Raw genomic sequence first — 11,747 nt, 5'->3', positions numbered from 1 at the left:
CGACCATGGCCGACAAACCGAAAGACACCGCGCGAGAATTGCCTCTCGCCAACGCCTCACCGGCCCATTCGTTCCGGTCGACCGACCCGGCGCGAACCGCCCGGGCCATCTGGTACACGGCGCCGGGCGCGGTGGAAATACGTTTGAGCGAGCTCCCGTCGCTCGAGCCGGGGCAAGCCCTCGTGCGGACCGCATTCAGCGGTATCAGCCGCGGTACCGAGCGACTGGTCATCAGTGGCGCCGTCGGCCAAGAGGAATGGGAGCGCATGCGCGCGCCCCTGCAAGAGGGCGCGTTTCCTTTTCCAGTAAAATACGGCTATTGCGCGACCGGGACGGTGGAGGAAGGCCCCGCGGCGCTCGCGGGCCGCACCGTCTTCTGCCTTCATCCTCATCAGGATCGCTTCATTGCACCCGTCGAGATGCTCGTCCCGCTTCCCGACAACGTGCCGGTCCGACGGGCAACGCTTGCCGCCAACATGGAGACCGCGCTCAACGCGATCTGGGACTCCGGTGCCAGCGCCGGCGATCGGATCGTGGTTGTAGGCGCCGGCATTGTCGGGCTCCTCGTCGGCCACCTCGCCGCGCGCCTGCCCGGAGCCGATGTGACCGTCGTCGATATCGCCGACCGGCATGGTATCGTGACAAACCTTGGCGCGCGGTTCGCGACACCCGCCGACGCACCACGCAATGCCGATGTGGTGTTCCACACCAGCGCGTCCGCAGCGGGCCTTGCGACCGCCATCGCCTGCGCCGGCCTGGAGGCAACGGTCGTCGAGCTCTCGTGGTACGGCAACAAGGATGTGCCGTCGCCGCTCGGCGGCGCCTTCCACAGTCAGCGCCTCAAGCTGCAGTCCTCGCAGGTCGGTCAGGTCTCACCCGGCCGGCGCCCGCGCTGGAGCTACCGCCGCCGCATCGAGAAGGCGCTCGCGCTCCTCGCCGATCCTGCGCTTGACGTGCTCGTCACCGAAGAGATCGCCTTTGCCGATGCGCCTGTCGCACTGCCGCGCATTCTTGCTCCGGGCGCGGCCGGCCTCGCGCCGGTCATCCGCTATTGAACCGACTATCTGGCGCCGAACATCAGTCCGAGAGCGCCCGCAATGATGGAGAGCGCCGACACGATCGCCATTGGCCAGCCCATGGCCGAGCCCCCGATCGACCACGCCATCACGGCCTTGGTGATCGTGTTCACCACCACGGCGATGAAAATCGCCACCGCCGCCACGGCCACCGTCGCCCCACCGCCGCCGGCACTGCGCGCCATCGACAGCGTAATCGCGTCGACATCGGCAATCCCGGACACCGCCGCGACGAGATAGGCGCCCGCCGAGCCGACCAGGCCCGTCAGCACTTTCGTTGCGAGAATGACCGCCGCCAGAATCGCGCCGAACTGCAGCACCGTACCCAGCTCGAACGGGTTCTTGAGTGCGATCGACCTTTCGCCATGGTCTGCCTCGCCCCCCGCGCTGCGCAGCATCAACACCAACGCGCCAAGCGCCAGCGCAGCGCCGACCGCGCCGATCGGCAGAGCGATCGCCACCAGCACAGTCGGATTGATGACGCTGGCGATCGCCAGCACCCGCCCCGCCATCACCGCGCTCGCAAAAAGCACGCCTGCCGCCAACAAACGCGCCTGCCCCGCGTTCTCGCTTGCGACTTTCGCGAGGGTCAGCGTCACGGCCGTCGAGGACGCGAGTCCGCCCGCGAGGCCGGTGATCGCGATGCCCTGCCTGTCCCCCGCGAGCTTCACGGCGACGTAACCGACGAAGCTGATGAACGCGATCATGATCGTCATCAGCCAGATCTCGTGGGGATTGAGCGCATCCCACGGATCGACCGTCCGGTTCGGCAGCACGGGCAGCAGGATGAAGGTCATCGCCAGCAGGACGAGACCCGAGCGCAGCTCCTCCTGCGTCATCCTTCTCAGCCAGGTGTGCAGCAGGCTCTTCCATGCGAGCAGAGCCGTGACGGCGACGCCGCCCGCTGCCGCCACCTCCATGCTCCCGAGAATAGCGAACGCGCCGAGGGCAAATGTCAGCATGGCCGCGACGACGGTCGTCGCACCGAATGTCCCATCGTGAGCGACCTCGCGATAACGGAAGAACGCGAAGATCGCCGCGTAGACGACGAACGCGGCACCGAGCGCCACGGCGCCGCCGCTGTTGATGGTTTCCTTCGCGATGGCTCCCCATACGCCGCCGAGCAATCCACTCAGCGCGAACGTCCTGAGGCCGGCCGTCCGATAGCCTTCCTCCTCCGTGCGCCCACTCCAACCGCGCTCGAGACCGACCAGAAGGCCGATCGCCAACGCCACCGAAAGCCGCTGAAAAAGTTCGAAGGTATCCATAGCCGTTCGATCATAGGGACAGCACGACGCACCGGTCAGCCGCTGCCTGCTGCCGGCGAAACAACTATGGATAGCGCCTGGGAGGACGAAGGGGAACCGTCTGCCGCTCCCCTTCGATGTATCTCGTCAGATCAGAGGACGAGACCGCTCTTCGCATCAATAAGGTGCATCTGATTGAGGTCGGCCGCCATCTTGAGCGGCGCACCGTCCTTCGCGCCGGCCGCGGGATTGACACGGCCGCACACCGTCTCCCCGTTGATCGGGAAGTACACCAGCGTCTCCATACCCATCGGCTCGGTCACTTCGAGGTTGGCGTCGAAGGCGACCACGCCCGGATCGAGCTGAGAACGGGCATCGGTGAGATGCTCGGGTCGCAGGCCGAGGAGCACGCTGCCGTTGCCCTTGTGCTGGCCATACTGGCCCGCGCGGGCAGGCGGGATGGGCAGCGCCAGGCCGTCGTTGATACGCAACTTGAGCTGACCGCCCTCGTCCTGCAGCTTGCACGGGATGAAATTCATCGCCGGCGACCCGATGAACCCCGCGACGAAGCGCGTCTTCGGGTGATGGTAGAGCTCGTTCGGTGTGCCGACCTGCTCGATGATCCCGTTGTTCATGACGACGACGCGATCGGCCAGCGTCATCGCCTCGACCTGGTCATGCGTCACGTAGACGGTCGTCGTGCGCACCTTTTGATGCACCTTCTTGATCTCGATGCGCATCTGCACGCGCAGTTTCGCGTCCAGGTTCGAAAGCGGCTCATCGAAGAGGAAGACCTTGGGATTGCGCACGATCGCGCGTCCCATGGCAACGCGCTGGCGCTGGCCGCCGGAGAGCTGCTTCGGCTTGCGGTCGAGCAGCTCCGTGATGTCGAGGATGCGAGCTGCCTCGTCGACGCGGCGGTTGATCTCGTCCTTCGGGAACTTCTTGAGCCTGAGCCCGAACGACATGTTCTCGTGGACCGTCATATGCGGATAAAGCGCATAGTTCTGGAACACCATCGCGATGTCGCGGTCCTTGGGCGGGACGTCATTGACGACGTCACCGCCGATCGCGATCTCGCCGTCCGTGATGTCCTCGAGGCCCGCGATCATGCGCAGCGTCGTGGTCTTGCCGCACCCTGAAGGCCCGACGAGAACCACGAACTCGTGGTCGCGGATGTCGAGGTCAATGCCCCGTACGGCGAGCACCTCATCGTACTTCTTGACGACTTTTCTGATATGTACTTCGGCCATCGATGCTCGCCCTTACCCTTTTGTGGCACCAGCGGTGAGGCCGGCGATGTAGTAGTCCATGAGGAAGGCGTAGATGATGAGCGGCGGCGCGGCACCGAGCAGCGCACCGGTCATGATCTGACCCCAGTTGAAGACGTCGCCTTTGATGAGCGTCGTGATGATGCCGACCGGCAGCACGAGCTGACTCTCCGACGTCGTGAAGGCGAGCGGATACAGGAACTGCGCCCAGCTCACCGTGAACGCGAAGATCGTCGCCGCGATCAGCCCCGGAAGGGCAACCGGAATGAAGATCTTCGTCAGCGTCTGCGTCCAGGTGGCGCCGTCGATCAGCGCCGCCTCGTCGAGCTCCTTCGGGATCGAGGCGAAGTAGCCGATCATGATCCAGGTGCAGAACGGCACCGTGAGCGTCGGGTAGAGGATCAGCAGCACCCACCACCTGTTGATCAGGGAAATGCCGGTCAGATCGTTGAACACTGCCATCATCTTGAAAAGCGGAATGAACAGCAGCGTCTCGGGAATGAGATACGTGAGGAACACGCCCGTTCCGAGGAGCGTCGAGCCCCAGAACTTCATTCGCGAGAGGGCGAACGCGGCCGGCACGCTGATCAGCATGGTGATCGTGACCACCGACACCGACACGATCGACGAGTTGAGGAAGAACCTCAGATACTGATTTGAGGTCAGCAGCTCGCGATAGTTATCGAGTGTCGGATTGTAGACCCACCACGGATTGGTGATCGCCGAGATCTCCTGGCTCGTCTTCAACGACGTGATGAGCATGTAGACAGGAGGCGTGAGGAAGAAGATCGCGAACAGGATCAGGAAGAAGTAGGACCAGCGCAGGGCCCACCTCCGGTCGCTGCTCATGCTGCCGTACTTCGGGTGGACGGCAACCGCTCCAGTTGATGCCGCCGCCGTCATGCTTCGTTCCCCCGCTTCACGATATCGCGCAGAATGAAGATCGCGCCGATGGTCAGGATGGGCACCATGAACAGGGAGACCGACGCGCCGAGCGGGATGTCGCCACCCTCGATGCCGACGCGGAAGGCCCACGTCGCGAACACATGCGTCTGATCCAGCGGATCACCCCGCGTCAGAACGCGCACGATGTCGAAGTTGGCGAACGTGACGATCGTGGAGAACAGCGCCGTGATCGCGATGATGTTGCGCATCATCGGAATGGTCACGAAGCGCATCGTCTGCCACCAGTTGGCGCCGTCGATCTTCGCAGCCTCGTAGAGCTGCTCGGGAACCGATTTGAGCGCCGCCAGATACATGATCATGAAGAACGGCGCGCCGATCCAGACGTTTACGAGAATGACGCAGAAGCGCGCCCAGTAGACGTCACCGAGCCACGGGATCGGACTGATGCCGACCCGCTCGAAAATCCAGTTGAAGGCCGAGTACGAGGGATCGAACAGCCACAGCCACGCGAGCGTGCTCATCGCCGGAGGGATGACCCACGGAATGAGCAGCATGCCGCGCCACTTGCGCTGGCCCTTGCTCGGAATGTTGTGCACGAGGTGTGCGACGATGAACCCGATGATCGCCTTGAAGATCACGGCGGTGATGGCAAAGATGCAGCTTTGCCAGACGACCATCCAGAACGTTTCGCGCTTGAAGAGGAACAAGAAGTTGGAGAAGCCGACATAGCGCTCCATGGTCTTGTTCAGCGTCGCGAGGTGAACGGCATAGAATGCCGGATAGATCACCAATACCGCGATCAGCAGAATGAGCGGCAGCGTCATCAGGAAGGCGATTGTCGACTTCCTTTGGAACGTGCGCTGAAGTGAGCTGCTTTGTCGGCCGCGCGCAACAGCAGCGTCCGACTTCATTGTTGCGTCAACCATTGCCTCAGCCTCATGAGAAATGCGGGCGGCCTCAGGGACCGCAGCCTCGCTGCAACGGTGCAGACGTGCACCGTCCAGGCATTCCTTCGCTGGCCGCAATCTGCGGCCAAACGCCCCTCGATCCTGTGAGCCTGCGCACTCTCCGCCGCACGAGCGGCGAAGAGTGACGCGAGAACGACAGATCAGGTGCGCATGAAGCCTTCGAGCTCGCTCTCGGCCCAGGAGAGCACGCTCTCAACCTTGTCACCACGCAGACCCCGCACGATCATCTTGGTCATCAGACCCTGCGTGTAGATCTGCTCCGCGATGCGATGCGGGCTCGGTGCCGCAGCGATCGACAGGATCTGGTGGTTGTGCGGGTTGGGATAGTGGTACAGCGTTCCCTTCGGCGGGCCGATTTCAGCCCACGTCTTGAAGTTGGTGAAGCTGGTGAACGCCGGGATATCGTAGCCCTTGCTCGCCTCCACCATCTTCTCGGCCGACTCGCGCAACGACATATGCCGCAGCAGCGACTTGGCCGCCGACTTGTTCTTGCTGAAGTTCCAGATGCCCCAGAAGAACGGCAGGAACGGCGCGTGGCGGCCATTCGGCCCCGACGGCATGCCGTGATGCCAGATCTGCTCGGCAATCTGCGGCGCATCGCGAACGGCCACGGCCCATGCTGACGGCGGATTGAAGATCATCGCGCCGCGGCCGGAAACGAGCCACCGGTTGTTCGAGGCGTCGTCCCACGAGGGCGAGTCCGCCGGATACTCCTTCGCAAGCCGGACGCAGTAGTCGAGCGCCTGGCGCACCTTCTCCGATTTGACCGTGATGTTCTCTTTCTGATCGACGAGCACGGCACCGAAGGCGTTGAAGAACGCGCCGGCCGTATCGACCGAGTCCGACGTCGTGCCGAGGCCGATGCCGAAGGCATGGCCGGCCTTGTTGCAATCCTGCGCCGCCTTCAGGAAGACGTCGAGCGTCCATCCGTCCGCTTTCGGCGGAGCCCCGGCCGGATACATCGCCAGGATGTCGATGCCCGCGTGCTGCTTCATCAGATCGATGCGGGACTCCGGGCCCTTCATCTGGCTGCCAACGGTCGAGGGCACCGATGTCCACTTGCCGTTGATCTTGCCGAGGTATTCGACGGTGGCGTTGACCGGACCATACTGCTTGATCAGATCGCCCATCACGTCGTCCATGGGCTCGAGCTGATTGGCATTGCGAGCCGGCTGCCACGTCGGCAGCGAAATGACGTCGTGGCCCGAGCGCGCCTGCGCCTCTGCAGCAATGGTCAGCAGCAGCTTGTTGCCCTGCGACGTGATGAAGTCGATCTCGACGTTGACCTTTTCTTTGTCAGCCCAGGCGCGGATCACATCTTCGGCGCCCTTGTTCGCGCCGGGGACCCAGTGGTCCCAGAGACCGAGCTTCAGGGTTCCGCCGGACTGAGCCGTGCTGACGTAGGGTGCAGCGACGACGCCCGCAGCCGCCGCAGCACCCGTGGCTACAAAGCGCCGACGGCTGATAGTCTTCTTACTCATTGGCAGTTTCCTCCGTTTGAATTTAGTTGTCTGGCATCGCTTCTTTTCGCGGCGATGTCCCGAAGTTCGCATTGACATATTAGGCCCGTGTCAGGGGCCGACGCCACTACAAATTTCAGTCATATTTCACATTACTGGCGCGAGTAGCCTTCGATCTCCGACCTCGCCCAAGCCAGTGTCTTGTCGATGCTCTCACCACGGCCGATCCGTACCATCATCTTCGGCATGATCGCATTCGTGTAGAGCTGCGACGCGATCGGCGGAGGCGCAGGTGAACACGGCATGACATTCCTCTGGTCGCCGCGATTGGGATAGTGCGAGAGCGTGCCTGGAGGCGGGCCCTGATCATCCCAGACCTTGTAGTCGAGGAGCTTCTGATAAGGCGGAATGTCGTAGCCCGCCGCGCCGGCCACCAGCTTGCGGATGTTGTCCGGCTTGTTGATGTGGACGAGCAGGCTCTTCGCCGCTGATTTGTTCTTCGAGAAGTTCCACAGGCCCTGATAGCGCGGCAGCAGCGGCGCGAAGCGGCCCTTCGGCCCCTTCGGCATGGCGTGCGTCCAGAGCTTCTCGGCCACATCCGGCGCATCGCGTTTCGCGACCACCCACGCGCTCGGCGGATTGAAGATCAGCGCGCCCTTGCCGGAAACAAGCCATTTGTTGTTCGAGGCATTGTCCCACGAAGCGACGTCCGGCGGCAGGAAGGCGTAGAGGCGCTTGGAATAGTCCAGCACCTGGCGCACCTCGGGCGTGTCAACCGTGATGTTCCCCTTGGCATCGACGAGTGCCGCGCCGTACGCCGAGAACAGCGAGCCGACCCAATCGAGACTGTCGGTCGTTGCGCCGAGCGGCAGGCCGAACGAGTGTCCTGCCTTGTGGCACTTCTCCGCAGCGACGAGGAACGTGTCCCAGGTCCAGTTCGCCGCTTCGGGTGCGGGATCCTTGCCGGCAGGAAACATCGCCTGCAAATCAATACCGGCTTCCTGCTTGAAGTAGTCGATGCGCGAGCATGGCGGCAGGATCAGCGAGCCGCGCGTCGAAGGCACGACATTCCAGTCACCCGTGTACGTGCCGATATACTGCATGGCCTCCGTGATCGGGCCATTGGTCGCCAGCACCTCCTTCATCACGTCGCCGACGGGCTCGAGCTGGCGGGAATACTGCGCCGGCTCCCAGGCCGAGAAATCCATGACGTCGTGGCCGGCGCGCGCCTGCGCCTCGGCGGCGATCGTCAGCAACAGCTTGTTGCCCTGGGTGCTGAGGTAGTCGATCGTGAGATCGACCTTCTCTTTCGCCGCCCATTCCTGGGCGATCTGATCGAAGATCTTGTTGCCGCCGGGGACCCAGTGATCCCACATGCCGAGCGAGAGGCTTCCCGCAGCATATGACGTGCTGACGTACGGCGCGGTTATGGCGGCTGCAGTGGCCGCAGTTCCGGCTATGAAACGGCGACGTGAAATCCTCTTCTTAGGCATGCTTCAATCCTCCCAATGGTTTCGCCATGAGAGGGACGCGCGCGATCTCGGCTCGCTGACCGAAAGGCGGCAGCGGGCTGGCTCGATGAGGGCATCGATCGACGGCCGTACATGGCGTTTCCTGCGGCGCGGATACCGCTTTCGGGGTCGGTTTCTCCGACTCCTCGACTCCCCGCTTCTGATGCTTCCAGCGGCGCGCGGGTAATATCGCCGCTCGATTAGCCGGCTGGCCGGCGCGGCCAGTAAAGCGCATTTGCAGCGCATTGGATAGGCCTCGGTGCGCAGGGCGCCGTGCTCGCTGCCGGTACCGATGGCCTGGCAATCGCGCTAGAACAGAAAGGACCCGGCTCCAAGCCGATGCCCCCTCAGCAGGACAGAACCATGAGCGCAACATCCATCAGCAGGGCGCTGACCCCGCCTGACATCAGGGCCCGCAAGGGCGGTACGCCCATTGCCTCACTGACGGCCTATACGACGCCCATCGCGCGCATCGTCGATCGCCACTGCGACCTCATTCTCGTCGGTGACAGCGTCGGCATGGTCCTTCACGGTCTTCCGTCCACTGTCGGCGTTACGCTGGACATGATGATCATGCACGGTCGGGCCGTGCACCGCGGCGCCGAGCGCGCCCTCGTCGTCGTCGATCTGCCATTCGGCTCATACGAGGAAAGCCTCGAGCAGGCCTTCCGCAGCGCCGCCCGCGTCATGGCCGAGACGGGCTGCGGCGCCGTCAAGCTTGAGGGCGGCGACAGCATGGCCGAGACGATCCGCTTCCTCACGCGCCGCGGCATTCCCGTGATGGCGCACGTCGGGCTCACGCCACAGGCTGTCAACGCGTTCGGCGGCTACAAGGTCCAGGGCCGCGGTGCCAGCGCTGACCAGATCCTCCAGGATGCCAAGGCCGTCAGCGAGGCCGGTGCCTTCAGCGTCGTGCTCGAGAAAGTCACCGAGCCGCTTGCGCGCTCGATTACGGAAGCCGTCGCCATACCGACCATCGGTATTGGCGCCTCCCCCGCATGCGATGGTCAGATCCTCGTGATCGATGATGTGCTCGGCATCTTCACCGATTTCCGGCCGAAGTTCGTGAAGCGCTATGCGGAGCTCGGCCGTGATGCCGAAGCGGCCATCGCGGCCTATGCCGAGGAGGTGCGCGCGCGCAGCTTCCCGGGCCCCGAGCATGTCTTCGGCGAAAGCGCCAAGTCGAAACGCGGCTGAAATCTCGGCTTGGGTCTGGCGCGCGCTTGCGCCGCGACGGTGCCGCCGCCATGATTGCCGCGACCCATTCAGTCCTGGACCTCAATCAGCAGGAGCACACCATGGCCGCCATGCGCTATCGCACGCTGGGCCGCAGCGGGCTCAAGGTATCCGAGCTCTGCCTCGGTACGATGATGTTCGGCGGTCCGACCGAGCAGGCCGAGGCCCAGCGGATCGCCGACAATGCCGCCGACCTCGGCGTCAACTTCATCGATACCGCGAATGTCTACGAGCAAGGCCGCTCCGAAGAGGTCACCGGCCGCATCATCAAAGCGCGGCGCAATCACTGGATCCTTGCGAGCAAGCTCGCCCAGCCGATGGGACCGGGGCCAAATGACCGCGGTCTTTCCCGCAGGCACATGATCGAAGCCGTCGATGCGTCGCTCAAGCGGCTCGGCACCGACCATATCGACGTCGAGTACATTCACCGCGTCGATCCGAGCGTGCCATGGGAAAGCGTCGCGGAGACGTTCGGCGACCTCATTCGCGCCGGCAAGCTCCGCTACTGGGGCCTCTCGAACGTGCGCGCGTGGCACATTCCGGTGATCGACACGGCCTGCCGTGCCGTCGGCGCACCGACACCGATCGTTCTCCAGCCCTACTACAATCTCATGAACCGGATGCCCGAGGTGGAGGTGCTTCCAGCCGCGCGCGCCTTCGGCCTTGGCGTCGCGTCCTACAGCCCGATCGCGCGCGGCATCCTCTCCGGCAAGTACCAGCCCGGCAGCAACGCACCGCCGGATACGCGCGCCGGGCGCAACGACAAGCGCATGATGGAGACCGAGTGGCGGGCCGAGTCGCTCGCCGTCGCAGCCAGGCTCAAGGCGCATTGCGACGCCAAGGGCGTGAGCCTCATCCACTTTGCGGTTGCGTGGGTCCTCAACAATTCAGCCATCACTTCAGTGATCGCCGGTCCGCGCACCTTCGAGCAGTGGTCGATCTATCCGGGCGCGCTGGAGTTCTCATGGACGAAGGAGGACGAGGCGCTGGTCGATAGTCTCGTCAGGCCAGGGCATCCGTCATCGCCCGGCTATACTGATCCCGGCTATCCGGTCGAGGGGCGCTACGCGAGGATCGTGTAGCTACCGTACGAGCCGCGCCGTCGACTTGAGCGTATCGACAGCCTCGTGCACCATGCGCGAGACGATGGCCTCGGCCGGCTCGATCTCTTCAATAAGGCCGAGGGCTTCGCCAGCAATGATCGGCGCGAACGCGGGGTCACCGGCATCGATCGCGGACATCACGCGCTTGGTCTCGGGCGGTCGGTTGGCGCGCAGCTCCTCCTCCTTGCCGTGCCAGCGATCCGTGAATTCGTTGCGCACCACCCGAATGTCGAACCGGCCCGGCCAGTACCTCTCGCGCACGATGTCCGTCGAGGACGTGCGCAGCGTGTCGTCACCTGTCGCCCGAACGCCGGCGGCTTTCACGTTCGGATGCACGAGCGCCTCGACCGCTGCCCAGAACCTCGTGCCGACCACCACGCCATCGGCACCGAGCGCGAGCACGGCCGCCAAGCCGCGCCCATCGGCAATGCCGCCCGCCGCACAGAGCAGAACCTCAGGCGCCTCGCGCGCCAGCAGGTCGGCGATCTCGGGCACCAGAGTGATGGTCGCACGCCGTGCGCCGTGCCCTCCGGCCTCTGTGCCTTGCGCGACGACAATGTCGGCGCCCGCCTCCAGCGCCTCCATGCAATCGCCGCGGGACTGGACCTGGCAGATCAACAGTGCCCCCGATGCCTTGATCGCGGGCGCGAAGGGCCGCGGATCGCCAAACGACAGAAACACCGCGGCAGGTTTGTGCGCGAGCATTCCGTCCAGGAGCTGCGGAGCTTGGGCGAGCGACCACGTGATGAAGCCGCCACCGACGCGCGTATTCCCAGCCTCGCGGAACTGCTGCTCGATCCACGCGGCATCGCCATAGCCGCCGCCGATCAGTCCGAGGCCGCCGGCATTCGTCACCGCGCTCGCCAGCGCACCACCCGCAGCCGATCCCATCGGCGCCAGTATGATGGGATGCCGGATCCCAAGCTGCTGTGTTAGCCGCGTTTCGATGCGCATCCACATGCCTCCAGC

General features: G+C 64.3%; 10 protein-coding genes. 3 read left to right on the top strand and 7 right to left on the bottom strand.

All coding sequences use genetic code 11. The annotated features are described in order from the left end of the window. The first annotated feature begins 5 nt into the window (after positions 1-5). Positions 6-1,055, top strand: coding sequence for a zinc-dependent alcohol dehydrogenase (locus CS1BSM3_RS13320; protein ID WP_244540492.1), 1,050 nt, complete (start codon positions 6-8; stop codon positions 1,053-1,055). Positions 1,056-1,060: 5 nt separating this feature from the next. On the opposite strand, the gene CS1BSM3_RS13315 is transcribed toward CS1BSM3_RS13320, so the two are convergent. The 6 genes from CS1BSM3_RS13315 to CS1BSM3_RS13290 all read right to left on the bottom strand — a co-directional run bounded on the left by CS1BSM3_RS13315 (position 1,061) and on the right by CS1BSM3_RS13290 (position 8,421). Beyond that, complete coding sequence (locus CS1BSM3_RS13315; RefSeq protein ID WP_072387544.1) at positions 1,061-2,344, bottom strand: MgtC/SapB family protein; 1,284 nt, start codon at positions 2,342-2,344, stop codon at positions 1,061-1,063. 131 nt (positions 2,345-2,475) lie between these two features. After that, the gene (ugpC, locus tag CS1BSM3_RS13310) at positions 2,476-3,576 is read right to left on the bottom strand and encodes an ABC transporter ATP-binding protein (RefSeq protein WP_072387543.1); all 1,101 of its coding nucleotides are present in this window, start codon (positions 3,574-3,576) and stop codon (positions 2,476-2,478) included. A 12-nt stretch (positions 3,577-3,588) separates the two neighbouring features. Continuing rightward, a complete protein-coding gene (locus CS1BSM3_RS13305) occupies positions 3,589-4,497 on the bottom strand; it encodes a carbohydrate ABC transporter permease (protein ID WP_072387542.1) in 909 nt (302 codons plus the stop codon). Beyond that, on the bottom strand, positions 4,494-5,426 hold the full coding sequence (locus CS1BSM3_RS13300; RefSeq protein ID WP_072387541.1) for a carbohydrate ABC transporter permease: 933 nt from the start codon (positions 5,424-5,426) through the stop codon (positions 4,494-4,496). Before CS1BSM3_RS13300 ends, CS1BSM3_RS13305 begins: the two co-directional genes overlap by 4 nt. 182 nt (positions 5,427-5,608) lie before the next feature. Further along, positions 5,609-6,949 (bottom strand): ABC transporter substrate-binding protein, encoded by a 1,341-nt coding sequence (locus CS1BSM3_RS13295; protein WP_072387540.1) that lies wholly within the window; start codon positions 6,947-6,949, stop codon positions 5,609-5,611. A 131-nt stretch (positions 6,950-7,080) separates the two neighbouring features. Continuing rightward, entirely contained in the window at positions 7,081-8,421 is a 1,341-nt protein-coding gene (locus CS1BSM3_RS13290) for an ABC transporter substrate-binding protein (protein WP_072387539.1), read from the bottom strand. A gap of 381 nt (positions 8,422-8,802) precedes the next feature. Between CS1BSM3_RS13290 and panB the strand changes: the two genes are divergently transcribed. Together panB and CS1BSM3_RS13280 are read left to right on the top strand one after the other, a co-directional pair. Next, on the top strand, positions 8,803-9,636 hold the full coding sequence (gene panB, locus CS1BSM3_RS13285) for a 3-methyl-2-oxobutanoate hydroxymethyltransferase (RefSeq protein ID WP_072387538.1): 834 nt from the start codon (positions 8,803-8,805) through the stop codon (positions 9,634-9,636). A 110-nt stretch (positions 9,637-9,746) separates the two neighbouring features. Beyond that, positions 9,747-10,757: an aldo/keto reductase gene (locus CS1BSM3_RS13280; RefSeq protein WP_072388191.1), complete on the top strand. Its 1,011-nt coding sequence runs from the start codon at positions 9,747-9,749 to the stop codon at positions 10,755-10,757. On the opposite strand, the gene CS1BSM3_RS13275 is transcribed toward CS1BSM3_RS13280, so the two are convergent. Beyond that, positions 10,758-11,732 (bottom strand): NAD(P)H-dependent flavin oxidoreductase, encoded by a 975-nt coding sequence (locus CS1BSM3_RS13275; RefSeq protein ID WP_072388189.1) that lies wholly within the window; start codon positions 11,730-11,732, stop codon positions 10,758-10,760. Between the last annotated feature and the right edge of the window lie 15 nt (positions 11,733-11,747).

Source organism: Hyphomicrobium sp. CS1BSMeth3, from assembly GCF_900117415.1.
GTDB lineage: Bacteria > Pseudomonadota > Alphaproteobacteria > Rhizobiales > Hyphomicrobiaceae.
Note: the sequence above shows the minus strand (reverse complement) of the source record. Positions and strands in the feature narration are given on the sequence as shown.